This is a genomic window from Polynucleobacter sp. AM-26B4, assembly GCF_018882285.1.
Classification (GTDB): Bacteria; Pseudomonadota; Gammaproteobacteria; order Burkholderiales; family Burkholderiaceae; genus Polynucleobacter.
This window is the reverse complement of record NZ_JACVOT010000001.1, coordinates 475,499-500,914: the sequence shown is the minus strand read 5'-3', so window position 1 is coordinate 500,914 and position 25,416 is coordinate 475,499. Positions and strand designations below refer to the sequence as shown.

The 25,416-nt window shown below is 44.7% G+C and carries 28 protein-coding genes and 1 tRNA gene; 13 read left to right on the top strand and 16 right to left on the bottom strand.

The window, feature by feature from the left end; genetic code table 11:
- Positions 1 to 29: 29 nt before the first annotated feature.
- A complete protein-coding gene (gene msbA, locus ICE88_RS02455) occupies positions 30 to 1,832 on the top strand; it encodes a lipid A export permease/ATP-binding protein MsbA (RefSeq protein ID WP_216249005.1) in 1,803 nt (600 codons plus the stop codon).
- Between the two features lie 22 nt (positions 1,833 to 1,854).
- Here the strand turns inward: msbA and rng are convergent, their stop codons facing one another.
- The 8 genes from rng to ICE88_RS02415 all read right to left on the bottom strand — a co-directional run bounded on the left by rng (position 1,855) and on the right by ICE88_RS02415 (position 8,652).
- Positions 1,855 to 3,324: a ribonuclease G gene (gene rng / locus ICE88_RS02450; RefSeq protein ID WP_216249004.1), complete on the bottom strand. Its 1,470-nt coding sequence runs from the start codon at positions 3,322 to 3,324 to the stop codon at positions 1,855 to 1,857.
- Positions 3,325 to 3,376: 52 nt separating this feature from the next.
- A complete protein-coding gene (locus ICE88_RS02445; RefSeq protein ID WP_216249003.1) occupies positions 3,377 to 4,021 on the bottom strand; it encodes a nucleoside triphosphate pyrophosphatase in 645 nt (214 codons plus the stop codon).
- Between the two features lie 26 nt (positions 4,022 to 4,047).
- Positions 4,048 to 4,491: a 23S rRNA (pseudouridine(1915)-N(3))-methyltransferase RlmH gene (gene rlmH, locus ICE88_RS02440; RefSeq protein WP_216249002.1), complete on the bottom strand. Its 444-nt coding sequence runs from the start codon at positions 4,489 to 4,491 to the stop codon at positions 4,048 to 4,050.
- Positions 4,492 to 4,520: 29 nt separating this feature from the next.
- Entirely contained in the window at positions 4,521 to 4,922 is a 402-nt protein-coding gene (rsfS, locus tag ICE88_RS02435; protein WP_089515318.1) for a ribosome silencing factor, read from the bottom strand.
- Positions 4,922 to 5,638: a nicotinate-nucleotide adenylyltransferase gene (locus ICE88_RS02430; RefSeq protein ID WP_216249001.1), complete on the bottom strand. Its 717-nt coding sequence runs from the start codon at positions 5,636 to 5,638 to the stop codon at positions 4,922 to 4,924. Before ICE88_RS02430 ends, rsfS begins: the two co-directional genes overlap by 1 nt.
- Before the next feature lie 8 nt (positions 5,639 to 5,646).
- Positions 5,647 to 6,576 carry an oxygen-dependent coproporphyrinogen oxidase gene (gene hemF / locus ICE88_RS02425; protein ID WP_216249000.1) on the bottom strand — a complete coding sequence of 310 codons (930 nt, stop codon included), beginning with the start codon at positions 6,574 to 6,576 and terminating at the stop codon, positions 5,647 to 5,649.
- Positions 6,577 to 6,589: 13 nt separating this feature from the next.
- Positions 6,590 to 7,864: a phosphoribosylamine--glycine ligase gene (purD, locus tag ICE88_RS02420; RefSeq protein WP_216248999.1), complete on the bottom strand. Its 1,275-nt coding sequence runs from the start codon at positions 7,862 to 7,864 to the stop codon at positions 6,590 to 6,592.
- A 65-nt stretch (positions 7,865 to 7,929) separates the two neighbouring features.
- Complete coding sequence (locus ICE88_RS02415) at positions 7,930 to 8,652, bottom strand: YebC/PmpR family DNA-binding transcriptional regulator (protein ID WP_216248998.1); 723 nt, start codon at positions 8,650 to 8,652, stop codon at positions 7,930 to 7,932.
- 138 nt (positions 8,653 to 8,790) lie between these two features.
- Here ICE88_RS02415 and ICE88_RS02410 point away from each other — a divergent pair, with 138 nt between their 5' ends.
- The 3 genes from ICE88_RS02410 (at position 8,791) to ICE88_RS02400 (ending at position 10,831) form a co-directional block, all read left to right on the top strand.
- Positions 8,791 to 9,780, top strand: coding sequence for a quinone oxidoreductase (locus tag ICE88_RS02410; RefSeq protein WP_216248996.1), 990 nt, complete (start codon positions 8,791 to 8,793; stop codon positions 9,778 to 9,780).
- A gap of 36 nt (positions 9,781 to 9,816) precedes the next feature.
- Positions 9,817 to 10,695: an NAD(P)-dependent oxidoreductase gene (locus tag ICE88_RS02405; protein WP_216248995.1), complete on the top strand. Its 879-nt coding sequence runs from the start codon at positions 9,817 to 9,819 to the stop codon at positions 10,693 to 10,695.
- A 50-nt stretch (positions 10,696 to 10,745) separates the two neighbouring features.
- Positions 10,746 to 10,831 (top strand) — tRNA-Leu (locus ICE88_RS02400).
- A gap of 55 nt (positions 10,832 to 10,886) precedes the next feature.
- Here ICE88_RS02400 and ICE88_RS02395 read toward each other — a convergent pair.
- Positions 10,887 to 11,108, bottom strand: a complete 222-nt coding sequence (locus ICE88_RS02395) for a hypothetical protein (RefSeq protein WP_216248994.1) — start codon at positions 11,106 to 11,108, stop codon at positions 10,887 to 10,889.
- A 110-nt stretch (positions 11,109 to 11,218) separates the two neighbouring features.
- On the opposite strand from ICE88_RS02395, the gene ICE88_RS02390 reads away from it, so the two are divergent.
- Together ICE88_RS02390 and ICE88_RS02385 are read left to right on the top strand one after the other, a co-directional pair.
- The gene (locus ICE88_RS02390) at positions 11,219 to 11,557 is read left to right on the top strand and encodes a hypothetical protein (protein WP_215291059.1); all 339 of its coding nucleotides are present in this window, start codon (positions 11,219 to 11,221) and stop codon (positions 11,555 to 11,557) included.
- Between the two features lie 36 nt (positions 11,558 to 11,593).
- A complete protein-coding gene (locus tag ICE88_RS02385; protein WP_216248992.1) occupies positions 11,594 to 12,421 on the top strand; it encodes a 23S rRNA (adenine(2030)-N(6))-methyltransferase RlmJ in 828 nt (275 codons plus the stop codon).
- Between the two features lie 18 nt (positions 12,422 to 12,439).
- Here ICE88_RS02385 and ICE88_RS02380 read toward each other — a convergent pair whose 3' ends face one another.
- The 3 genes from ICE88_RS02380 to lptF all read right to left on the bottom strand — a co-directional run bounded on the left by ICE88_RS02380 (position 12,440) and on the right by lptF (position 15,795).
- Positions 12,440 to 13,381 (bottom strand): CysB family HTH-type transcriptional regulator, encoded by a 942-nt coding sequence (locus ICE88_RS02380; protein WP_216248991.1) that lies wholly within the window; start codon positions 13,379 to 13,381, stop codon positions 12,440 to 12,442.
- 123 nt (positions 13,382 to 13,504) lie between these two features.
- Positions 13,505 to 14,665: an LPS export ABC transporter permease LptG gene (gene lptG / locus ICE88_RS02375; RefSeq protein WP_216248988.1), complete on the bottom strand. Its 1,161-nt coding sequence runs from the start codon at positions 14,663 to 14,665 to the stop codon at positions 13,505 to 13,507.
- Positions 14,666 to 14,667: 2 nt separating this feature from the next.
- Positions 14,668 to 15,795 (bottom strand): LPS export ABC transporter permease LptF, encoded by a 1,128-nt coding sequence (gene lptF, locus ICE88_RS02370; RefSeq protein WP_216248986.1) that lies wholly within the window; start codon positions 15,793 to 15,795, stop codon positions 14,668 to 14,670.
- 74 nt (positions 15,796 to 15,869) lie between these two features.
- Here lptF and ICE88_RS02365 point away from each other — a divergent pair, with 74 nt between their 5' ends.
- The 7 genes from ICE88_RS02365 (at position 15,870) to ICE88_RS02335 (ending at position 23,393) form a co-directional block, all read left to right on the top strand.
- Entirely contained in the window at positions 15,870 to 17,420 is a 1,551-nt protein-coding gene (locus tag ICE88_RS02365; protein WP_370624418.1) for a leucyl aminopeptidase, read from the top strand.
- 3 nt (positions 17,421 to 17,423) lie between these two features.
- On the top strand, positions 17,424 to 17,888 hold the full coding sequence (locus ICE88_RS02360) for a DNA polymerase III subunit chi (protein ID WP_215291067.1): 465 nt from the start codon (positions 17,424 to 17,426) through the stop codon (positions 17,886 to 17,888).
- Between the two features lie 58 nt (positions 17,889 to 17,946).
- Complete coding sequence (lgt, locus tag ICE88_RS02355; protein WP_216248982.1) at positions 17,947 to 18,726, top strand: prolipoprotein diacylglyceryl transferase; 780 nt, start codon at positions 17,947 to 17,949, stop codon at positions 18,724 to 18,726.
- A gap of 93 nt (positions 18,727 to 18,819) precedes the next feature.
- A complete protein-coding gene (locus ICE88_RS02350) occupies positions 18,820 to 19,488 on the top strand; it encodes a GntR family transcriptional regulator (protein ID WP_216248979.1) in 669 nt (222 codons plus the stop codon).
- Positions 19,485 to 20,771 (top strand): malonyl-CoA decarboxylase, encoded by a 1,287-nt coding sequence (locus ICE88_RS02345; protein WP_216862200.1) that lies wholly within the window; start codon positions 19,485 to 19,487, stop codon positions 20,769 to 20,771. The genes ICE88_RS02350 and ICE88_RS02345 overlap by 4 nt, the downstream gene beginning before the upstream one ends.
- A gap of 65 nt (positions 20,772 to 20,836) precedes the next feature.
- Positions 20,837 to 21,841 carry a tripartite tricarboxylate transporter substrate binding protein gene (locus ICE88_RS02340; RefSeq protein ID WP_216248977.1) on the top strand — a complete coding sequence of 335 codons (1,005 nt, stop codon included), beginning with the start codon at positions 20,837 to 20,839 and terminating at the stop codon, positions 21,839 to 21,841.
- Between the two features lie 31 nt (positions 21,842 to 21,872).
- The gene (locus tag ICE88_RS02335) at positions 21,873 to 23,393 is read left to right on the top strand and encodes a malonyl-CoA synthase (RefSeq protein ID WP_216862199.1); all 1,521 of its coding nucleotides are present in this window, start codon (positions 21,873 to 21,875) and stop codon (positions 23,391 to 23,393) included.
- A gap of 80 nt (positions 23,394 to 23,473) precedes the next feature.
- Here the strand turns inward: ICE88_RS02335 and ICE88_RS02330 are convergent, their stop codons facing one another.
- From ICE88_RS02330 to ICE88_RS02315, 4 genes are all read right to left on the bottom strand, one after another.
- The gene (locus ICE88_RS02330; RefSeq protein ID WP_215291075.1) at positions 23,474 to 24,295 is read right to left on the bottom strand and encodes a sulfite exporter TauE/SafE family protein; all 822 of its coding nucleotides are present in this window, start codon (positions 24,293 to 24,295) and stop codon (positions 23,474 to 23,476) included.
- 11 nt (positions 24,296 to 24,306) lie between these two features.
- Positions 24,307 to 24,618, bottom strand: coding sequence for a hypothetical protein (locus ICE88_RS02325; protein ID WP_216862198.1), 312 nt, complete (start codon positions 24,616 to 24,618; stop codon positions 24,307 to 24,309).
- A gap of 209 nt (positions 24,619 to 24,827) precedes the next feature.
- Entirely contained in the window at positions 24,828 to 25,178 is a 351-nt protein-coding gene (locus tag ICE88_RS02320; RefSeq protein ID WP_216248976.1) for a cell division protein ZapA, read from the bottom strand.
- Positions 25,175 to 25,411: a hypothetical protein gene (locus ICE88_RS02315; RefSeq protein ID WP_251370188.1), complete on the bottom strand. Its 237-nt coding sequence runs from the start codon at positions 25,409 to 25,411 to the stop codon at positions 25,175 to 25,177. Before ICE88_RS02315 ends, ICE88_RS02320 begins: the two co-directional genes overlap by 4 nt.
- Positions 25,412 to 25,416: the final 5 nt, after the last annotated feature.

Sequence of the window (25,416 nt, the reverse complement as noted above, 5' to 3'; positions counted from 1 at the left end):
TAGCACCGGTGTAGGTTACGATTGAGGTTATGGATTCAAATAGCATTGAAATTAAGACGCAAACTGCGCTAACCCGCATTTTAAGGTATGCCTTGCCTCATAAGGTGGCTGTTGTTTTGGCATTGCTGGGTTTGGCGATTGTTGCTGCCACTGAAACAGCCATTCCAGCTCTTCTCAAGCCTTTATTGGATCGTGGCTTCAGTGGAAAGTTGGATGATAAGTTGTGGCATGTACCAGCCTTTTTGGTAGGTTTGGCATTTATCCGAGGTTTTGCTCAATTTGGCTCGAATTACGCCTTAAGTCACATCACCAATTCTGTTTTGTTCAAATTGCGTGAACAAATGTTCAACCGCTTGCTACAGGCTCCTGCTGATCTATTCCAAAATCGCTCAGCAGCATCGCTCATCAATGCGGTGGTATTCGAGGTCAACGCAGTTCTTCAAGTGATCACCAGCATTGCGATGAACCTGGTCAGAGACAGTTTGACGGTCATCGGTCTGATGGCTTATTTGTTCTACCTCAACTGGCGCTTAACACTTTTAATTTTGATCATCTTTCCAATCATTGGTTTTATGGTGAAGTTGATCAATACGCGTTTGCGTAAATTGCACAAAGTCAGTCAAGATATGACCAATGAACTCTCCTATGTTGTTGAAGAGAGTGTTGGTGGTTATAAGGTTGTGAAGTTGCATGGCGGCCAGGCTTATGAAAAACAGCGTTTTGCGCTGATCGCTAACAAACTCAGACGTTATTCGATGAAGATCGCTGTGGCTGGTGGTTTGAATCAACCCATGACTCAATTTGTGGCCTCGATTGCTTTGTCAGGAGTGTTGTTGGTGGCCTTATTCCAATCATCCATGGCAGAAGTCACTGTGGGTGGTTTTGTGGCTTTTGTCACAGCTTTGATTTTGATCATTTCTCCTTTGAAGCATTTGGCTGATATCAATCAACCTTTGCAGCGAGGCATTGCTGCTGCAGACATGATTTTTAAATTGATGGATCAGCCAATTGAAGAAGATTCAGTGCGCAGAGGCGATGCAATTAAGTTAACAAAAGCCCGTGGTGAGCTTGAATTCAAAAAAGTTGGCTTTGGCTACTCTGGTGTGAGGGCTTTGGGCTCTGATGATGAGCAGGCTATCAAAGAAGTACTGAAAGAGATTGATTTAAAAATTCCGGCAGGCGAGGTGGTTGCATTTGTAGGACCGTCTGGCAGCGGTAAATCTACTTTGGTTAATTTATTGCCACGCTTTTTTAATCCAACCAATGGTGCCATTCATTTGGATGGATTAAATATTCAGGACATTGATTTGAAGGATCTACGTCGTCAAATGGCTTTTGTGAGTCAGGACGTGGTTTTATTCAATGACACCATTGCGGCCAACGTGGCGTATGGTGCTGCAAGCCCTGAAGAGATTGATCGCGGCAGAGTTCATGAGGCACTGCAGGCTGCAAACTTAACGGAGTTAATCAGAGAGTTGCCTGAAGGTATTGATTCTGAAGTTGGGGATAACGGTAATCGATTATCCGGTGGCCAAAGACAGCGTTTGGCGATTGCAAGAGCGATTTATAAAGATGCGCCTATATTGATTTTGGATGAGGCCACTTCTGCCTTGGATTCTGAATCAGAGCGTCAGGTTCAAGAGGCCCTTGAGAAGCTCATGGAAGGTAGAACCACCTTGGTCATTGCACACCGACTATCGACGATAGAAAATGCTGATCGCATTGTGGTCTTAGATCATGGAAGAATCGTTGAGAATGGATCGCACGCTGAGTTGATTGCTGAAAATGGTCTGTATGCCAGCTTGCACCGCTTACAGTTCTCGCACGCTTAAATCTAATGAAAGACAGTACGTTTTAACTTAAGACAATATCGTATTGCTCTTGATTGAAGCTTGATTCAGCTTGAAGGCGAATCGGTTTGCCGATGAATTCAATCAACTGCGCAAGGTGAGTGCTTTCTTCTTCTAAGAAGCGGTCAATCACATCAGCGCTGGCAATGATTCTGAATTCTTTCGGGTTGAACTGGCGATGCTCGCGCAATACTTCGCGCAAAACCTCATAGCAAATACTTTGGGCAGTTTTAACTTGACCTTTGCCCTGACAAACTTCACAAGGCTCGCATAAAAGGTGTGCCAATGACTCACGAGTTCTCTTTCGAGTCATTTCGACCAAGCCTAATGAAGAGAAGGGGTTGGCAGAAGTTCTGATTTTGTCTCTGGCTAAGTTTTTATTGAGTTCTTCTAGCACTGCATCTTGATGTTCTTTGCTGTGCATGTCGATGAAATCAATGATGATGATTCCGCCAAGATTGCGTAAACGCAATTGGCGTGCAATGGTTTGAGCAGCTTCTAAATTTGTTTTGTAAATGGTGTCATCAAATGTTCTGGCACCCACATAACTGCCAGTGTTGACATCAATGGTGGTCATTGATTCTGTTTGATCAATCATCAAGTAGCCGCCTGATTTAAGATCAACGCGACGACCCAGAGCGCGATTGATTTCTGATTCTGTGTCGTACAGATCAAACAGTGGGCGTTCCCCACGATAAAGAATCAATTTAGATTCTTGGTTGGGCATAAAGTCTTTGGCAAATGTTTTGAGTTTTTCAAAGTTTTCGGCAGAGTCAACGCGTATTTGGCCGATGGCATCCGACGCCAAATCTCTTAATACTCGCTCAGCAAGGCTTAAGTCTTGATGAAGCAAGCATGGAGCGGGTATCTGCTTGCTGCCATCCTGAATCTTTTTCCAAGTAGCGCTCAGATATCTCAAGTCATTGGATAACTCTTGATCATCTGCATCTTCGGCGCTGGTTCTTAAGATGTAGCTACCAGATTCGTTTTGGTGGTCAGTCAGTAAACCTTGAAATCTTTTCTTTAAAGCATCACGGTCTTCAAGATTTTCAATTTTTTGAGAGATGGCCACTTGTTGGCCATTGTCTTCTTGTGGCAAGAAAACTAAATTGCGACCAGCAATACTGATGTGCGTGCTCAAGCGAGCCCCTTTGGTGCCCAGTGGATCTTTGAGAACTTGAACCAAAATGGTTTGTCCATCGAACACTAGTTTTTCAATGGGGGTGTTATCGGGCTTGGAATTTTTTGGCATCCATAAATCAGCCACGTGAAGAAATGCTGCCTTATCTAAACCAATGTCCACAAATGCAGATTGCATACCTGGTAGCACGCGCGTTACCTTACCTAAATAGACATTACCAACAATGCCTCGACTTTGGCTTCTTTCAATATGAAGCTCTTGCACCACTCCCTGAGCAATGATGGCTACTCGGGTTTCTTGAGGGGTGATGTTTACGAGGATTTCTTCAATCATGGTTGAAACTTATCAATCTATTGAGTCAGTGCGCAGGGGTTTTAAATCAGTTTTAAGGCCTAAGAGAAAACTGTACACCAGTTTCATTTAAGAGTTGGGAGGTCTCAAAAAGAGGTAAGCCCATGATGCCGCTATAGCTGCCTGAGATACTGCTAATCAGACAGCCGCCAATGCCTTGTATGCCATAGGCACCGGCTTTGCCCATGGGCTCATTGCTGGAAATATAAGCATCAATTTCTGCATCACTGAGTGACTTAAAAGTTACTTGTGAGCTTGAGACAAGAAGTTTGGGTTGAGCGTCATTCATGTGAGGCGTTCCCAATACAGCAACCGCTGTGTGGACTTGATGTGTTTTGCCGCTCAAGAGCTGCAAGATTCTTTTGGCATCCTTGCGATCAGTAGGCTTACCCAAAATGATTTCTTTGCCATCTTCCAGCATAAGTGCCACAGTGGTATCAGCGCACAAGATGGGTGCTGAATCTAATCCTCTGGCATGAAGTCGTTGTTTGGCGGCTGATAGCTTTGCCAAAGTGACGCGCTTCACATAAACCAAAGCTGGTTCATTGGATAATTGAGCCTCTAATGATTCGGCATCTTCACTTGAATCGGCCAGGAGTAATTGAAACTTAACGCCTATTTGCTTGAGAAGTTCTTGGCGGCGAGGGCTTTGAGAGGCCAGATAAATCAATGAGTGCATCACACTTACTTTTTAATGAGGCGCTCTTAAACGCGATGATAGGGATGGCCTTGCAAGATGGTCCATGCGCGGTAAAGTTGTTCGACCAATAAAACTCTGGCCATGGCATGTGGAAGGGTCATGCTGGAGAGTCGAATCATCGATGCAGCTTCTTTTTTAAGCTCAGCATCCAAGCCATCCGCACCACCAATCAATAATGCAATGTCTTTGCCATCTTGGCGCCAAGTGCTGAGTTGGTTGGCTAGGTCTTGAGTGGAAAGATCTTTACCTCGCTCATCCAAAGCAATGATATGAACACCCTTTGGCAGGGCTTCACGTATTTTGATTGCCTCTTTGGCAGGGCTGATGTCTGGTTTGAGTTCTTTGATCTGAATCGCGCAATCTGCTGGCATGCGTTTCAAATAATCTTGGGTTGCAGTTTCAGCCCAGGCGGGCATCTTGTGACCCACTGTAATGACCCAAAGTTTCATGATTGAAAAAGGAGTCTTAAACCTGAGGTTTAGTCGTCCTCATCATCCTCAGGTTCGCTAGCGAAACGTTTTGACTTGTTAGCCTTGCTGCCTAATTTGACGCGCACAGGCTTATCACCCCAAATACCTTCGAGTTGGTAGTAAGAGCGCAACATCGGTTGCAAGATGTGAACAATGATGTCGCCACAATCGACCAACACCCATTCACCAGTTTCCATGCCTTCAACAGAAATAACGTCACCACCTTTTTCTTTGACTGATTCCTTGACGGACATCGCTAAAGATTTTGTTTGACGGTTGCTATTACCTGTAGCGATGATCACGCGATCAAATAGATCGCTGATCTTGGTTGTATCAAAAACACGAATGTCTTCTGCTTTGACATCTTCAAGAGCATCAATGATCACGCGTTGTAATTTTGGAATATCCATTATTTATTTCTATAAAGACCTTTGGTTTCGATGTATTCGAGTACCAAGGGTGGTATTGCATCTGCCAATTCATCCCATGATGCGTGGTTGTAAAACCCATCACGAAGTTCATTGGAGGCAAGATTAATCTGCAGGCTTTGATCAAACAAAACATGTCCCTGTGGGCTCAATTGTAACAACTGAGGGTCTTGTGTCTGTTTATCTGAAAAAACGCTGCCAATTGGGCTTTGATCTGCCTGATTAGCAGTCTTGGGACGGCTGGCAACCGCGATGTGCACGTAGTTAGGTAATTCTGGCCACTGATGCCAAGTTTTGATGTTTTCCCAGCTATCGGCACCCATGATCCAGGTGATTGACGCCTGTTCGCCATAAAGTGCACGCAGCTCTTTGGCAGTATCAATCGCATAACTAGGACCTTCTCTAGACATCTCTAGAGTACTGATGTCAATTTTTGTATAAATGTGGTGATCCACAAATAAATCATGCAAGGTTTCGATCGCATATTCGCTCATGGCCAAGCGATGCTTGGCGGAAGTGATGTCATTGCCTTTTTGCCATGGTTGTCCAGCAGGCATCCAGATGATGTGATCGAGTTGTAGCACTCTTGAAAAATGCTCAGCCAGACGCAAGTGACCCCAGTGAGGCGGATCAAACGTGCCGCCCAAGATTCCGACGGATAAACGTTTCTTGCTGGCCATGTTATCCATGTTGCTCATGTTGTCCATCAGCGAGCAATCCAATCAATCGGTTTTAAGAAATTGGTATATAGCAGAGCCTCTGGACTGTTGGCTTCTGGTTTCCAGTCATAGCCCCAGCGAACAATCGGTGGCATAGACATCAAGATTGATTCAGTGCGCCCACCAGATTGAAGGCCAAACAAAGTGCCTCTATCAAAGACCAAATTAAATTCAACGTAGCGACCTCGACGGAAGGCTTGGAATTCTCTTTGGCTTTCTGTGTAAGGGTCGTGTTGATGTTTCTTAACGATTGGCAAGTAGGCTTCTAAGAAAGCATCTCCAACTGAGCGAGTCATGGCGAAACTCTGCTCAAAGCCTAATTCGCTGAAATCATCATAAAAAATACCACCAATACCGCGTGGTTCATCACGGTGCTTGAGATAAAAGTATTCATCACACCATTTTTTAAAGCGTGGGTGTAGTTCTGGCTTGTATGGATCTAATGCGTTTTTACACGTTTGATGAAAATGTTTGCAATCAGCTTCATCACCATAGTAAGGAGTTAAGTCCATGCCGCCTCCAAACCACCAGACAGGATCCTTGCCTTCTGCTTGAGCAATAAAACAACGAACATTCAAGTGAACGGTTGGAATGTGTGGATTGCGTGGATGGAATACCAGTGATACGCCCATGGCTTCAAAGGCTCTGCCGGCAAGCTCTGGTCGGTGAGCTGTTGCTGAAGGTGGCATTGAATCGCCACGCACGTGAGAAAACCCAACGCCACCGCGCTCCAAGATATTGCCTTCTTCAAGAATCATTGAGCGACCATCGCCCTTGAGTTTGGCATCGGCTGGTTTTGTCCAAGAGTCCGTGGCAAAAGATTTGCCATCAAGCTCACTCATGCCTGCGGTGATGCGCTCTTGTAAACCTAAAAAGTATTGACGAATTTGATCGACGTTGATGCTTGTGTTTGACATAGGATTTAATTAATTAAAGTGCGCGATAACCAATGTCGCGACGGAACTGTGCGCCATCAAATTTAATATGATCTAAGTGTGCATAAGCTTTTTGTTGAGCACCTTTTGTGGTGTGGTCTAAGCCCACCACGCACAAGACTCGACCACCCGATGTTTTGAGTACGCCGTTATCCATTGTTGTGCCAGCATGGAATGTCACATGATCCACATCATCTGCAGGAATACCTGTGATCACATCACCTTTGCGCGGAGTCTCTGGATAATTGTGTGCGGCCATCACGACGCCTAAAGCGATTCTGGCATCCCAATCTAATTCCACTTGATCGAGTTTGCCGTCTACTGCGGCATCTAAAGCAATCAAAAAGTCGCTCTTCAGGCGAGCCATGATCGGTTGTGTTTCAGGGTCGCCCATGCGGCAATTAAATTCCAAAGTTTTGACTTGGCCTTTGCCATCAATCATCAATCCAGCATATAAGAAGCCTGTGAATGGAATGCCATCAGCTGCCATGCCTTTAACGGTTGGCATGATGATCTCTCTTAGAGCGCGTGCATGTATTTCTGGGGTGACCACGGGTGCTGGTGAATATGCACCCATGCCACCAGTGTTAGGACCTTGATCGGCATCCAGCAAACGCTTGTGGTCTTGGCTGGTTGCCAAGGTCAAAACATTTTTACCATCGACCATGACGATGAAGCTGGCTTCTTCGCCCTGTAAAAATTCTTCAATCACCACTCTTGCGCCAGCATCACCCAATTTGTTATCAGACAACATCATGTCGATCGCACCGTGAGCTTCTTCTAGGCTCATGGCAACGACCACGCCTTTGCCTGCAGCTAGGCCGTCTGCCTTGATCACAATTGGTGCACCTTTGGCATCAATGTAGGCATGAGCTTCTTGGATGTTTGAGAAGGTTTGATACTCGGCTGTTGGAATTTGATGGCGTTTCATGAACGCTTTTGCAAAATCTTTTGAAGACTCGAGTTGGGCGGCTTTTTGAGTTGGTCCAAAAATACGCAAACCTTGGTTTCTGAAAATATCCACAATGCCACCAGCCAATGGGGCTTCTGGGCCAACCACGGTCATATATATTTGCTCGTCTTTGGCAAAAGATGCCAAAGCATTTAGATCAGTGATGTTGAGGTTCTCAATTCCCATGTTTTTGGCGGCGGCTGTTGCTGTTCCACCATTGCCTGGAGCCACAAATACTTTTTGTACTTTTGGAGACTGAGCCAACTTCCATGCAAGAGCATGTTCACGACCACCAGAACCAATCACTAAAATTTTCATAAAAAACTTTCAAAATCTATTTAAATATTGACTCGATCAAGCTGAAGAGTTGTTGTTTGTTATTGCTATTCCATGGATGCGTTGGTGAACACTTCTTGCACGTCATCCAATGACTCAAGAGCATCCAATAGTTTTTGCATTTTGAGAGCATCCTCACCTGATAGATCAGTTTCAGTATCAGGGCGCATCGTTACCTCACCCATCTCTGGAGAAAAACCTTTGGCAATCAAGGCATCTTTGATTTGTGCGAATTCATAAGGAGGCGTCACCACTTCAATCGAGCCATCTTCCTGAGGAATCACGTCATCTGCACCTGCTTCTAGCGCAGCTTCCATCAAAGCATCTTCAGAAGTTCCTGGTGCAAAGAACATGCGACCGCAATGCTTGAATAAAAAAGCAACTGAGCCATCGCTGCCCAAATTACCACCATGTTTGGTAAACGCATGACGAACTTCGGCCACCGTTCTGGTTCTGTTGTCAGTCAAAGCATCCACGATCACGGCAGCACCATTGAGACCGTAGCCTTCATAACGAATTTCTTCGTAGTTAACACCTTCTAGTGATCCTGTGCCACGTTGAACAGCGCGCTGCACGTTGTCGTTGGGCATATTGGAGTCTTTGGCTTTATCAATCGCCAAGCGCAAGCGAGGGTTTGTTGCAATATCACCGCCACCCATTTTTGCAGCCACTGTGATTTCACGGATCAATTTTGTCCAAATTTTGCCGCGCTTCTCGTCTTGGCGTCCTTTGCGATGCTGAATATTGGCCCATTTGGAATGACCGGCCATAAAGACTCCCTGAATAACTTTTATTGAATAATTGCTATATATTTAGCTAAGATTGTAATTTTAGGCAAATTAGCGCCTGATTAGCCAAAAAACTCAAAAATTAAGCAAAAAACTACTAAATAAAAACAGGAGACAGTCATGAGTGTGATTCAGTCAAAAGCCATCAAAATGATGCAAGTGGGTGGCCCAGAGGTTTTGCAGTGGGTTGATATCGAGGTTGCAGCCCCAGGCCCAGATGAAGTCAGGGTGGTGCATGAAGCCATTGGCCTGAATTTCATTGATGTTTATTTCCGCAAAGGCGTTTATCCACAGCCATTGCCAGGTTGGCTTGGTATGGAAGCTTCGGGCGTGATTGAATCTGTTGGCTCCAATGTGAAACATGTCAAAGCTGGTGATCGCGTGGCTTACGCAGGTAAACCAGCCGGCGCCTATTCTCAAGTACGTGTGATGCCAGCCGAAATCGTGGTGAAGTTGCCGGATGCGATTTCTTTTGAAATGGGCGCTGCCATGATGTTGCAGGGCTTAACGGTTAATTACTTGTTGACTGATAGCTACAAAGTGCAAGCAGGCGATACAGTTTTATTCCACGCTGCTGCTGGTGGCGTTGGCTTGATTGCGATGCAGTGGTTGAAGCTATTGGGTGCCACAGTGATTGGTACAGTGGGCTCAGAAGAAAAAGCAGCCTTAGCAAAATCATATGGTTGTGATCACACGATTTTGTACACCAAAGAAGATTTTGTGGCGCGCACCAAAGAGTTGACCAATGGCAAAGGTGTGAATGTTGTGTATGACTCCATTGGTAAAGACACCTTCATGCAATCTTTGGACTGCATCAAGCCACGCGGCATGATGGTGACCTACGGCAATGCCTCTGGTCCTGTGCCACCGATTGATGTGGGTATTTTGGGTGTTAAAGGTTCATTGAAATTGACTCGTCCAACTGTGATGACTTATGCCCACGATCGAAGCTTGTTAGAACCGATGTCTGCTGATTTATTTGACAAGGTGATCAACGGCAAAATTAAGATCGAAATCAATCAACGCTATCAATTGCAAGATGCAGCTCAGGCTCATCGTGATTTGGAAGATCGTAAAACCACAGGGTCAACGATCTTTTTGCCTCGATAAAAATATCTTCATTCATCAACAAAGGTTTTAAATCAAATGAGCACGATTGCATTTATTGGATTAGGAAATATGGGACGTCCTATGGCCGGCTTTTTATTAAAAGCGGGTCATCAACTGCGTATTTACGCTAGACGTCCTGAGGTTTTTCAAAATGAAGCAAAACATTTGATTGAAGCCGGCGCTGTTGCTTGTTCAAGTCCTGCGGAAGCGGCGCAAGGTGCTGATTTCATCATCACCAATGTGATGGGCACCCAGGATGTGGCAGAAGTCTTACATGCTGGCGCTGATGCAGTTATTCAAACAGCAAAGCCTGGAGCCATTTGCATTGATCACAGCACGATTGACCCTCAGGGTGCCAAAGACATCGCTGCGGTGATGGCCAGCAAAGGCGTGACTTATGTGGATGCGCCTGTGAGTGGAGGCGTGAAAGCAGCCACAGAGGGCACTTTGGTGATGATGATGGGTGGCTCTGATCAGGATGTGGCCAAAGTAAAAGAAATTGTTAAGAACTATGCCAAGACCATCACGCACATTGGTGGCGTGGGTCATGGCCAGGTGGCAAAGTTATGTAATCAGATTGCTCAGGTGATCAATATTCAGGGCGTTGCTGAATCTTTACGTTTTGCCCAAGCGAATGGTGCAGACTTACAAAAAGTATTTGAGGCGATTTCTGGTGGCATGGCCGGTAGCCGAATGCTTGATTTGATGGGTCCTAAGATGGTGTCCAGAGACTTTAAAGCGGGCATTGAGGCAAGGCTTCATGCCAAGGATTTTTTCTTGGTAAAAGATGCTGCTACAAAAAGCCATTTAGACATGCCAGCCTTACAAACAGTGGCTGTGCAACTAGAAAAATTGATGGAGTCTGGGTGGGGCTACGATGACACTTCTTCACTTCTGAAGGTTCTTGAGGCATAATAGCGGTCTTGTTTGCAATTCATTGAAAATTGATGAGCAGCAACACACATGCCGCGGTGGTGAAATTGGTAGACACAGGAGACTCAAAATCTCCCGCCCAAAAGGTGTGACGGTTCGAGTCCGTCCCGCGGCACCAAACTTAAGTTACTTAAGTTGGCAATCTCAAAACACTCAAGCCACTCAAATCTTAATTACTCAAATAGTTTTTTGGCGTTAGCCATTGCCCATTCTTTTAAGTCGATATTTTCGGGCTTTGATAATTCGGCGTGCAATTGATCATGAAATTCAATTTCACCATCTTCACGGAATTTGAGAGGTAGTTCTTCGCCGTTATCAGGCAATTGGTCTGATACCCGACTGATCAAGTCGAGAAGACGCTCAGCTTTTGTATAAAAATCGTCCATCGCGTCCATTGATTTATATTTTATATAAATTGAAAGCCTAATACTAACATTCAGTTTGTTTATACAGGATGAGATTTTTTCTTTCAATTAGCTTCATGGGAGGGTTAGAATGAATAGCTATGAATCTCAATCAGAAAATTCGCCAATATTTGCTTTATCTAAAGCAATGTGACGAAGTAGATGCCAAATACAATTTGGATGCCACAGAGATCAAGCTCCTCAATGAAATTGCCACAGCTCTTTTAGCCGAGGACAGCTTAACCGTATCAGGAGCGCTGGCTTTAAAGAAAATTGCTTCTCCAGCGACTTTGCATGCTGCAATGAAGCGCTTGATTGTGAAAAATTTAATTGTGCAAGTTCCAGCGCAAGACTCGCGTACCAAATACCTTGATTTGAGCAAGTTGGGTTGGAAAAGATATTCTGAACTTTCTGCTATCTCGCCCACTGTTGCCAAGTAAGAAGTTCTTTCAAGCGATTTAATTTACAAATATCCAATGCTTGCATACCGTCACGCCTTCCATGCTGGTAACCATGCTGATGTTTTAAAGCACTGCGTGCTCCAGCAAATTTTGCTCTACATGAATCAAAAAGATAAACCCTATTGGGTGATCGATACTCATGCTGGAGCTGGCATGTATTCACTTGAGTCAGAGTATGCGAACACCAAAGGCGAATATCACAATGGTGTGGCCCGCTTGCAAGGTCGTGATGATTTGCCGCCAGTATTGCAAGAGTATTTGGACTTGGTGAAGGCATGCAATAACAAAGGTGAGTGGACCTTGTATCCTGGTTCTCCTGAAATCATTCGTCGCACCATCAGAGCAGAAGATCGAATGCGCTTATTTGAGCTTCATCCAACCGATCATGATTTGCTTGCTGAACACTTTGATCGCGATCGCCAAGCAAAAATATTCAAGAGCGACGGCTTTGGAGCACTCAAGGCTTTATTGCCACCACCAACCAAGCGCGGTCTTATTTTTATGGATCCGCCCTATGAGATTAAAAGCGATTACGCCAAGGTGATCACTGCTCTTGAAGAAGGCTTGAGTCGCTTTGCTGAAGGAGTTTATGTGGTTTGGTATCCGATACTGACCAGGGGTGATCACATTCCACTGGTAGAGTCGATGAGAGCGCTTTCAGATAAAACCTTGAACGTTTCAATCACTGTTCAAGAGCCTGATGATAGAGGCTTTGGCATGTTGGGTAGTGGTTTGTGTGTGATCAACCCACCGTGGGTGTTAAAAGAAAAACTTCAAAACATCTTGCCTTATCTTGTGGATGCGTTGGCCCAATTCGATGGCGCTCATTACGAGCTTTCATAGCTTCGAGTTCGTAATCTTTTAGATTTGGTAATCAACGCTTTCACCCAACATGGCTTGATCCACTAATTTGCGCGTCAAGCTTGGTGAAAATAATTCTATGAATGTGTAAACAAAAGAGCGCAGATAAGCATTTTGCTTAAGTGCAATTTTTGTCACATTGTTACCAAATAAATGTCCTGCCGGAATAGCTCTTAAATTTTTATCGCGTTCTGCATCGTAGGCAACACCCGCCACAATACCAATGCCCATGCCTGTTTCAACATAGGTTTTGATTACATCGGCGTCAATTGCTTCTAAAACTACGTCTGGTTTTAAATGTTTGCTATCAAATGCTTTATCTATTTTTGAGCGACCAGCGAATGCTTTGTCATAAGTGATGATGGGATATTCCACCAAGTCTTCAAGTGAGATGTTCTTTTTTGAGAGCAGGGGATGCTCGGATTGAACCGCGATCACGTGTTGCCATTGATAGCCTGGCAGTGTGAGCAAACCTTCAACATCTGAGACTCCCTCGGTAGCAATCGCGATGTCGGCTTGGTCATGTAGCAACATGTCTGCGATTTGCTGGGGGCTACCCTGTTGGATGCTGACCCTGACTTTGGGGAAACGCTTGGTGAATTCTGTTAACACCTTGGGTAAGGCATACCTTGCTTGGGTATGGGTGGTAGCAATCACAAAGTTACCCTGGTCTTGAGCGGCAAAATCTTTGCCAACTCTCTTCAAACTCTCAACTTCTACTAGGATTCTTTCTATTGAAGTTAGTATTCGCTTACCTGGTTCGGTAAGATTTCTAATCCTTTTGCCGTGGCGTCGGAAAATATCAACGCCTAATTCGTCTTCAAGCTCCAAAATCGCTTTGGATACGCCGGGTTGAGAGGTGAACAAGGTTTTGGCAGCTTCAGTCAGGTTGAAGTTCTGACGGACAGCTTCTCTGACAAACTTAAATTGATGAAGATTCATGGCTGACCACCCTTATATGTATTTAATCGTATATTAAATACATTCTATATTATTTTTAGAAATTAAGGGGTTTTGGAGCTACTTATTCTTTTTAAGGGGCTTTATTTGCACCGCTAGGACTTTTTAGACCTTAGACACCCAACGAATACCAGCAATCGCCAAGATGAAGTAAATGAGAGCCGGAATGACAGCACTCAAGAATGGTGGCCAGGCTCCGAGTAAGCCGGCGTGTGAGAACAAACTATTAAACAACTGGAAGCTGATGCCCAGCATGATTCCGCCGAAGACTTTGTAGCCAATGCCACCAGAACGTGTTTGTAGGTAGGCAAATGGCAAAGCCAATGCAAGCATCACCAAGATCGTGAATGGATATATGACTTTTTTCCAGAAAGAAATCGCGTAACGTTGATAGTCTTGCTTGTTTTCTTGAAGGTGGTTGATGTAACTGAACAAATTAATGATGGATAAGCGATCAGGCTTGATCAACAAGGCACCTAATAATTCTGGGCTGACATCCGTTTCAATATCCAGTAAATCAGCACGTTTGATGGTGGTTGAAAAGCTTGGGTCTAAGCGATTCGATGAGTTAATTTCAGTGAATCGTGTTTCGGTCACTTTATTTAAGCGCCAAATACCGTTACCCACAAACTGAACTGTTTCAGCCGTGCGACTCAATAACAGACGGTATTCGCCGTCAAATTCATACATCCGAAAGCCGCGAATGATTTCATTGGTTTCTAAAGAACCCACATTGATATAGCGAATTCCTTTTTGGACTTGGCCTTTACCATCATCGCCCCTTAATTTATCTTTGATCCAAGCGCCTGAACGGAACTCCAAAACTTCTTTGCCTTGATTAAGGGCGCTGAGCCGCACATTCTTAGAGACCCCTTCACTCAAGGGGCCTAATACTTCGCTCATCAACAAGATCAAGAAAGCAATTGGTACTGCGACCTTCATTAAAGTGACCAAAGCTTTTTTTGTATCAAGACCTGCAATACGCAAGATGGTGTATTCAGATTGCGCAGCCATATTGGCCATGACGTAGATGCCCGCAATCAAACCCGCAATCGGCATGATTTCAACCAGGCGACTAGGCACTCTGAGAAGAACTGTGATGAATGCTAATAACACTGTGTAGGTGTTGGTGGTGTCACCCATCTCAGCAATGAAATCAAAAAATATGAACAATGAAATCAAGGCAAACAAAATAAAAACAAACGCCAAATAAATTTGTTTTGCCAAATAACGTTCGTAAACGAGTGGAAAGAGCTTATGCCACATATTTATTTCCCCCCATTTTGTTTAGGGGAGCTTTTACTGAGCATCCATTTTTTATAGCGACCAAACAATGTGATTGATCTATTTTGGCGATAAATAATCAAAGTGAGACCAATCAATGCAATCATCACATGAAGCAGCCACCAACCGATAGAGAATGACAGCTTGCCTGTGCTGACCCATGCCTGCATTAATTTCAGCAAATTAGAGTAAGTGAAGTAAAGCAAAACAGCCATGATCAGCGCGGTATATCTACCTCTGCGGGGATCCATGTATGACAGTGGAATGGCGATGATGGCAAAAACAAAGGCCATCAAAGGTAAGCCGATGCGCCAAAGGATTTCACCAAGATGTGCTTTATTGAGATCTTGAATCAAAACCCATGCAGGCATAGTTCTTGGGCCATTGATGATGGGATCTACCACTTTGTCTTCAAGCTTGACGGTGTATTTATCAAATTCGGTGATTCTAAAATCTGTGTTGCCGGGAGTTCCTTCGTAGCGTCTGCCAGTTTCTAGAATCAGTTGCTTTTCGCCAGTGGGCAGATTTTGAATAAAGCCTTCTTTGGCCACAGCCACTAATTGGCGCTCTTTACCAAAATCAGTGACAAAAACATTTTTGATCACATCTGTTTCTGGATTCATGCTCTCGATAAAAAACACACGATTGTTGCCAGAGGACTCTCGGAACTGGCCAGGGGCTAACATCGAAATATCATCACGTTGCTGAAAGCGCTGTTTGATTGTGGCAGATTTTTCACTGGCCCAAGGAGAGGCAAAAATTGATAAAACCGCAATCGCTACAGCTATGGGAGCTGTGAAATTTAAGATGGGGCGCAAGATCTTTAACAAGCTGATGCCGGCAGATTGCCAAATCACCATTTCTGAGTCTTTGTACCAACGAGTCAAGACCATCAAGATAGCCACAAAAACCGAGGCGGTTAATAGGATTGGCAGGTAATTGATCATGCCAAGACCAATTAAAACCAGTGCGTCTTTCGGGTTGGCCGAGCCGCTGGCGGCATTTCCCAAAACCCTGATCATTAAATTGGTTAAAACAAGCGTGACCAAAACCATGAACACCACACCTGTGGTGAAATTGAGTTCTTGGCGAAGGGCTCTTTTAAAGATCATAAAAAGCGAAGCTGGGCGATAATGGTTGTTATTAGAAACTTGCCTTGAGCAAAGGTAAAGCAAAGGAAATCCACATGGAATGTAGCACGAAAGTATATGGAGAGGGCTCTTTAGGAATAAAGGCTCAAATGTCTGCTGTCACCGGTTGCTTGGTGTGGGCTTTCCCTGCCAGCAATATCAAGAATGCCAAGAAGTTATCTGGTGGCTTAGCTGCCTTAAACGCAGCTACCCATGGGGCAATTGCTAGAGCGATTGAGAGCAAAGATCTTGATGCAACATCTGGAAGTACTCTTTTGCTTAATGCAACTGATGCATGGGCCAAATTAGGTCTTAAAGCCGATAGATTGCTATTGGTTTGCTGTGGTGAGGAACAAAAGGCCAAACCAAAACAGGGCAGTAACAATTGTTCTAAGTGGATTGCTGCTGGCTTAAAGTCTTTGCTTGCCACCACTGCCAAGGATGCGGTTTGGGTGTTCGATGATTTTTCTGCCAAAGATGGTTTGACTCAAGTGCGTCTCTTGGTTCAATTGGCGCGTGAGCAAGTGTATAAATTTGGTGCTCGTCATCCTCAATTTAAAACTAAGCCCGTTGAAAAATCTCCAACGCTCAAGAAATTAATCATTGCCAGTGAAGCAAAAAATAACAAAGCCGTGATTGAGGCCGTTGCGGAAGGTCGCGCGATTGCCAACGGTATGGATCTAGCAAAAGATCTTGGCAACTTGCCTCCTAATATTTGCAATCCAACCTATCTATCCACAAGCGCCAAGAAATTGGGCAAAGAGCTTGGTCTAAAGGTTGAAGTTTTAGGTCGTAAAGAAATTGAAGCATTGAAGATGGGCGCATTTTTGGCGGTCACTCAAGGCTCTGTGACTCCTCCTCAGTTCATTGTGATCCGTCATCAGGGTGGTCGTGCCACCGATGCACCAGTTGTGTTGGTCGGCAAGGGCATCACATTTGATACGGGCGGTATTTCATTAAAGCCTGGTGAAGGCATGGATGAAATGAAGTACGACATGTGTGGCGCTGCATCAGTGATTGGCACGATGCGCGCAGTGGCCGAACTCAAATTAAAGAAGAACGTGATCGGCGTTATTCCAACTTGCGAAAACATGCCTTCAGGTCAAGCTACTCGTCCTGGTGACATTGTCACCAGCATGTCTGGTCAAACCATTGAGATCTTGAATACCGATGCAGAAGGTCGTCTCATTTTGTGTGATGCATTGACCTATGTTGAGAGATTTAAACCTGCAGCTGTGATTGATATTGCAACTTTGACAGGTGCTTGTGTGATTGCATTGGGTGCAGTTCACTCAGGCTTGTTCTCCGATGACGATGCATTGGCTGAGAGTTTGCTCAGTGCTGGTCGTACATCACAAGACACTGTTTGGAGAATGCCTCTTGATAGCGCGTACCAAGAGCAACTCAAATCTAACTTTGCAGATATGGCCAACATTGGTGGACGTCCTGCGGGTAGTGTGACGGCCGCTTGTTTCTTAGCCAGATACACTGAGAAATATTCATGGGCACATTTGGATATTGCTGGCACAGCCTGGAAGAGCGGTGCGGCCAAGGGTTCTACTGGTCGACCAGTGCCTTTGTTGGTGAACTATCTTTTGACAAAATAAGTCATGGCCAGAATCGATTTCCACAGTCAAGTTGACAACAAGCCTCTGTACAGTTGTCGCTTGATCAGAAAAATCATGTCAAGTAAGCATGAAGACTTACCCATGAGAAATATCGTGGTGGTGGGGTCTTCTACTTTTTTGAAAGAACTTGATCAGCAACTTTGGTCTTTCAGCGCAACAGAATTTTTGCCACATGCCTGGGGCAAAGATGATGTTGCCAATGAAACGCCGATTGTCTTTGTTGAGAGTTTTGAGTCGCCAGAGTTGGATCATTTACCTCATGGTGATGTCTTGATCCATGTGGGGCAGAATTTACCTGTTTCAGTAGAAGCGCTTGCGCAAAGATTTCCACGCATTGTTGAAATTGTTTCTACCGATGAAGCAGATCGTCAAGCGGGCCGTCAACGTTATAAAGCTTATCGTGATCAAGGTCATGAGCTGCATAACTTTGATCAAACAGGCCAATAACTGTATTTAGCTGAATACCTATCAATCATTTAACACCTGACACTTTAAGAACATTCAAATGGCTTTGATGCACCCTCAGTTCGATCCCATTGCTATCAGCCTAGGGCCTGTTGCGGTTCATTGGTATGGCTTGATGTACTTGTTAGCATTTGCTCAATTTTTACTTTTGGGTAAATTGCGCACCAAGCAAGCTCACTATCAGCACCTCAGTTACAAATACATTGAAGACCTTTTATTCGCAGGCGTGATTGGTGTGATTTTGGGTGGACGTTTGGGTTATGTGATTTTTTATATGCCGGCTCATTATTTAAGTCATCCCTTGGATGCACTAAAAGTGTGGGAAGGTGGTATGTCTTTTCATGGTGGCTTCTTAGGTGTGTTGGTTGCGATGCTTTGGGCTGCTAAAAGAAATAAGCAGACATTCTTTGAAGTAACAGATTTGATTGCACCTTTGATTCCATTTGGACTTGCATTTGGACGTTTGGGTAACTTCATTAATGGTGAGTTATGGGGAAGACCCACAGATATGGCGTGGGGCATGATTTTTCCGCAGGCTGGTGATATGTTGGCAAGACACCCATCGCAACTGTATCAATTCATGGGTGAGGGCATCATTTTGGGCGTTGTGCTTTGGTGGTATGCATGTAAAGCTCGAAGAATTGGTCAGGTATCTGGTTTATTCCTCTTGGGCTATGGCCTCTTTAGATTTTTAGCAGAGTTTGCTCGTGAACCTGATAGCTTCTTAGGACTTTTGAGCTTGGGTTTATCCATGGGTCAGTGGTTATCTCTGCCAATGATTGCTTTTGGTGTTTATTTGCTCAGTCGCAAGACTCAATAAACTCATCGGGTACTGCTTGTAACCCTAGGTAATTTCCCTTTACGAGGGTATTTACCAATGTATTCAATAATGTATACAAAATATATTGAACACATGTCATTAAAAGTAGTTAAAACAGCCCTCTATGTCGAAGTGACCGAGCAATTGCGCTCGATGATCGCTGGCGGTGTTTTATCTCCAGGCACTTGGATTGATGAGCAAAAATTAGCAGAGCAACTAGGGGTCTCTAGAACTCCTTTCAGAGAGGCGATCAGAATTCTGGCATCGGAAGGCTTGCTAAGAATAGAACCGCGTCGTGGCTGCTATGTCACCGAATTGACTGAAAAAGATTTGGACGAAATCTTTCCTTTGATGGCGATGCTTGAAGGTCGTTGTGCATTTGAAGCATCCTCCAAAGCCAGTGATCAAGATTTAAATGCCTTAGAGATGTTGCATAAAAAACTCAAGGCGTATGCCAAAGATAAAGACATTGATCGCTACTACGCCACCAATAGAGAAATCCATTTAGCGATTCAACACCTGGCTGGTAATGAGTGGTTGACGCAAATGGTTCATGATTTGAGAAGAATCTTGAACTTGTCTCGTCATCGCAGCTTGCATCATCGCGGCAGAATTGAAGAGTCTTGCAAAGAGCACATGGCAGTGTTTGAGGCTCTCAAAGCAAGAGATGGCAAGAAGGCTGAGATCTTGATGAAAGATCACATCCAAAATCAACGTGAAGCACTAAGGCAGCTCAAGTCTGAGCAGAGGTTGACAGCATGATTTTGGATAATATGCTCAGAGCCAGGCACATGACTAAAACCATCAGTGCCACTAAAAAATTGTTATCTGAACGCGGAGAGTCAAACGCTGCGAGCATGGCCAGTGATTTGATTGAAAACTTTAAAACGCTGGATGATGAACAAAAATCAGAATACTTTGTACATTTGTCAGAAAAATTTAATCCAAGCCCCGCTGATGTTTTGAGTGCGGCTGAGTTGTACGCAAAGGATCCAACGGCTGATAACTTTGTTTGGTTGATGAAGGTTTCTGAGTCGCCAAGACAAGAACTGTTGCGTCGCTTGAATCGTGCCCCCGGTGGCACGCACATGATCATCAATATGCGTCAACAAGTGCTGAAGTTGTTGCCGAAGAAGCCTGAGTTGAAAGCGGTTGATGCGGACATGCAACATTTATTGAATTCTTGGTTTAATCCAGGCTTCTTGAAAATGCACCAGGTCGATTGGAAGTCGCCGGCGCATATTTTAGAAAAAATCATTCAACATGAAGCTGTTCATGAGATCGATGGTTGGGATGATTTGCGTCGACGTTTACAGCCAGATCGCCGTTGTTTTTCTTTCTTTCATCCGCAGTTACCAGATGAGCCATTGATCTTTGTGGAAGTGGCGCTGCTACCTGATATTCCAGAATCGATTGCACCATTGGTGGATAAGAAATCTCCAGCATTGGAGTGCAGTCAATATAAGTGCGCTATTTTCTATTCAATCAGTAACTGTCAACCTGGCTTGCGCGGAGTTTCTATGGGGAACTTCTTGATCAAGCGAGTGGCTGAGAGTTTGAAAAAAGAATTCCCTTCGCTAAAGACTTTTTGCACTTTATCGCCGATTCCAGGCTTCATGGAGTGGTTGGGCTCACATGCGGACTTACCCCTAGATCATTTGAAGCCTGCTGTTCTTGAGAAGTACCAAGAGGCCATTAAAGTCTTTAATTTAAAAGACAAATCTTGGCATGATCGCTTGCAAAATGGGTGGCATCCAGATCTTTCTTCCTTGAAGGAAAAAGAGGCCTTGATGGCTTTGTGCGCGATTTACTTGCTATATTACTCACCACGAAGAGGTGGTAATTCTGTGGCCAAGTTTCATCTTGGAAATGGTGCAAAATTGCACCGAATCAATTGGTCTGGAGACTTATCTAAAAAAGGTATCAAGCAGTCAGCTGGTTTGATGGTGAACTACCTTTACGACCTCGATAAGGTTGAGGATAACCATGAGCGATTTGTGAATGGTGAAGTGATTTATTCGAGAGCAGTTTCGCAGTTGGTATGAGTTTCAATTTGATGTAATCAGTAATAGTGGTTTTAGATAGTTTAATTAGAGTACGAGGAGACAAAATGAAAAAATCAGTAAATGTAGTGGGTCGCTTGACCTCAATAGTGGGTGCAGTAGCAGCGGTTGCTGCAGTGGGCTTGTCCATGGGCTCGACAGCTGTGATGGCTGACCCTAATTGGCCTAATAAGCCAGTCACGATCATCGTGCCATTCCCAGCCGGTGGCGGTACTGATGCCTTCGCACGTCCTTTATCAACCATGATGAATAAGCAGATGAACAAACAGTTCATTTTGGACTACAAGGGTGGTGCGGGTGGTACGTTGGGCGCAGGTGTTGCTGCTAAAGCAGCTCCAGATGGTTACACATTCTTCATGGGTGCAGTTCACCATGCGATTGCCCCATCTATGTACCCAAAACTAGACTACGATATTGAGAAGAGCTTTGTACCAGTGGCTTTGGTTGCAGCTCCACCACAAATTATTGTGGCCAGCCCAAAATTGCCAGTGAATGATTTAAAAGGTTTGATTGATTACGCCAAAAAGAATCCTGGTAAGTTGAACTTCAGCAGTGCAGGTAATGGCACATCACACCATTTGGCTGGTGAGCAGTTCAAAGAAATGAGCAAGACATTTATCACGCACATTCCTTACCGTGGTGCTGGTCCAGCATTGGTTGATTTGATGGCTGGTCAAGTAGACATCATGTTTGACGGTCTAGGTTCATCTGCTCAGCACATCAGAAGCGGTAAGATCAAAGCGATTGCAGTTGCTTCAAGCAAACGTAATCCTGCTTTCCCAAACATTCCAACAGCAACAGAAGCAGGTTTGCCTGGTTATGAAGTTAGTAGCTGGTATGCCTTGTGGGCGCCAAAAGGCACACCACAGCCAATCATCGACAAGATGACAGCTGAAGTAACAAAAGCGATGAACACACCTGAGCTAAAAACAATTTGGCTTAACAATGGTTCAGAAACTCCGACTTTGACTGGTGATGCATTTGGTAAGTTCGTTAATGCTGAAATCAAGCGTTGGAACCAAGTTGTGAAAGCCTCTGGCGCGAAAATGTAATCCGCGTTTAACAATTTAAGTTGAGATTCAGATGAATTTATATCAGTTACTAGAATCCGGCTTTCCAAAAGATAAACCATCATGCGCAATTGAAACGCATGATGGTTTGTTTTATAGCTGGGATGATTTAGAGAAGGCCACATCAAAAATGGCCAACCTTTTGGCGAGCTTGCGCTTACCTCAGGGATCCAGGGTTGCAGTTCAGGTTGAGAAGTCTCCTGAAGCACTCTTTTTATATTTGGCTACATTAAAAGCAGGTTTGGTTTATTTGCCATTGAATACTGCTTATCAAGCTGCCGAGATTGAGTACTTTATTGGCAATGCTGAACCAGCCGTGATGGTATGCAGTCCTAAGAACTTTTCTTGGGTGTCAAAGGTAGCATTCAAAGCCGGCACTAAAAATGTCTTCACCTTGGGTGACGATAGAACTGGCACACTCCTAGATCGTGCAGCCACACAATCGGATAAGTTCAAAACGGTCAAACGTGATGACGATGATCTTGCGGCCATCTTGTATACCTCTGGTACTACTGGCAGAAGTAAAGGCGCGATGCTGACCCACGGTAACTTGGGTAGCAATGCTGAAGTGCTGAAGAAGTTCTGGGGTTGGAAAAAAGGCGACGTTCTATTGCATGCCTTACCAATTTTCCACGTGCATGGTTTATTTGTTGCTTCCCATGGAGCCTTGCTCAATGGTAGCAAGATGATCTGGTTGCCACGCTTGGATACCAAAGAACTCATCAAGCACATGCCAAGATCAACAGTGATGATGGGCGTGCCAACGTTTTACGTGCGCCTATTGCTAGATAAAGAATTCACCAAGCAAACAGTTAAAAACATGCGCTTGTTTGTTTCTGGTTCTGCTCCGTTGTTGACTGAGACCTTCAATCTTTTCAAAGAAAGAACAGGTCACACGATTCTTGAGCGTTACGGTATGAGTGAAACAGTCATGTTGGTTTCTAATCCATATGAGGGTGCTCGTGTGGGGGGTTCAGTGGGCTTACCTTTGCCTAAAACCAAGGTTCGCATCACAACAGATGACGGTAAGCTATGTGGCGTCAATCAAATCGGCAGTGTTGAAGTCAAGGGTCCGAACGTATTCAAAGGTTACTGGCGCATGCCTGAAAAAACCAAAGAAGAGTTCACCAAAGACGGCTGGTTCAAAACAGGCGATGTTGGACGTTGGGGCGGTGAGACCAGCGCTGGCAAGGTTCCTGATAGCTATCTCTGCATCGTTGGCAGAAGTAAAGACTTGATCATTTCTGGTGGTTACAACGTGTATCCAAAAGAAATTGAGAGTTTTATTGATGACATGGCTGGTGTTGATGAGAGTGCTGTGATTGGCGTGCCTCATCCTGACTTTGGTGAGGCTGTGGTGGCAGTTGTGGTTGCTAAGCCAGGTGCCAAGCTCAATGCAGATGCAATGATTGCTGATCTAAAAGGCAAGATTGCAAACTTTAAGGTACCAAAGAAAATCATCGTTGTTTCTGAGTTGCCTAGAAATGCGATGGGTAAAGTGCAGAAAAATGTTCTGCGCCAAACTTATGCTTAAACCTTAGATTTTTGATTGAGCGGTAAGAGTAGTCAATGCAAGGCCTTCGCAAGAAGGCCTTGTTCTTTTATAAACACTTTTTAATAAAGACCCAAAGTAATCAGACCTTTGTTAAGCATATAGGCTGATAGCGCGAACAGCACCAAGGCAAAGACTTTTTTAAGTTGTGCCACATTGAGTTGGTGAGCTACTTTAGCGCCAAGAGGTGCTGTCACTACGCTGGCCAGTGCAATACAAATAAGGGCTGGCACGTAGATGTAACCAATCGAGCCACTGGGAAGGTTGGGGTTGCCGTAACCACTGATGATGTAAGCAATCGCGCTGGCCAATGCGATTGGAAATCCCAGGGCAGCAGAAGTGGCAACAGCATTGTGCATCGCGACGTTGCACCATGTCATGAAGGGGACTGATATGAAGCCACCGCCAGCACCAACCAAGCTGGATAAAAATCCAATGAAACTGCCAGCACCAAACATGCCAAGTTTGCCTGGTATGGTGCGACTTGGTTTAGGTTTTTTATTGGCCAACATTTGGTAGCCTGAGAAGCCAACGAATAAAGCAAAAATCAAGGATAGCCAAGATGTTTTGAGTAGGGCAAATAATTTACCGCCACCCAAAAGAGCGCCGATCAAGATGCCTGGCACTAAAAGAATGACGATGTCCCAGCGAACTGCGCCACGCTTGTGATGAGCTCTCACGGACGATAGAGAGGTAAAGATGATGGTGGCCATTGATGTGGCAATGGCTATGTGAACCACCACTTCAAGGGGAAAGCCATAGAGTGTGAATAAGAAGGTCAGGAAGGGCACCATGATCATGCCCCCACCAATCCCTAATAAACCGGCCGCAAAGCCTGTGAAACCGCCAAGAACTGCCAGTGCACCGATTTGAACAAGGGTCATTGATTACTCAGTTATTTAAATTTATAAAACTGTTGATTGAGGTAAGCCACTAAATCAGCTTCATCTTCTGGGAATAGGTCCAAGCGTAATTCTGTGTTGCACATACTCACCATGAACTTGAGGCGAGCAGGGTCTTGCACTTTACGATCAGCCCTGGTGTAGATGATGTCGCCATTGCCCAAGCCTGATTTTTCAGCATGGCATTGATAGCATTTGGCTTGATGAAGGGTTTTGCCATTATTCACATCTGCAGAGAATGCTGGTGATGCAATGGTGGTTGATGCAATTAAAAAACTTGCTGTGATGATGGATTTTTTAAACATCGCAATCTCCTTCTAAAGCTCTTTTTAAAGATTCCCCACCTTGGCCGCTAGGCCGTCATCCTGAACCCAGTAGGTTCAAGGTGGCATGGCAATAATGTTTCGGGTGCATCAAGTCTTTCAGGGAGAGTATGACCCAAAGGCTGACTCTGTGAGTAACGAGACGCTCGCGCCCACACTATATGGCCCACGCCTGATGCTTGCGCATCGGTTCAAGGAACTATTGGCCTTGGCGCACCAGGTAGGGAAAGCATTTTCAGCGCAGAATCAACGGATGCTTCAATTTGATCAACTTTGCCCTGCAAGGCAGTCATTTGATCAAGGCTTGCACCAGGATTTTCTGTGTTGCTGAGATTCATTTTGGCTGCTTGAAGGTCGCCCGCTAATTTGATAGCAGTCATGATGGCGGCGCGTTCAATGCTGCGGTTACCAGCTGATAAAGCTGCTTCTAGTTGCTCGTCGACAATCGCAGCTGCTGCTCTTAAGCTGGTTTCATGTTCTGGCGTTGTAGAAAACGCAAACTTTTGACCTGCCAATGTAAGTTCAATGCGGTGTTGGCTCATTGCATATCCTTAGGGTGGACAGAAAGTAAGTCTAATTGGCCGGTATCCGCTTGGCTTGGAAGTTTTTCCAAGATCTGCTGAATGCGTGCTTGAGCATCTTCAATCTTGGTCTCTAGGGCCAAGCGTTCTTTATGGGATTGCTCCACAGCTTCTAGTAAAGCCTTGGTTTTACCCTCTAGGCGCTCTAGACTGTCTTGCAAACGGCTATATGAATTGTTTGTAAGTTCTGACATAGGCA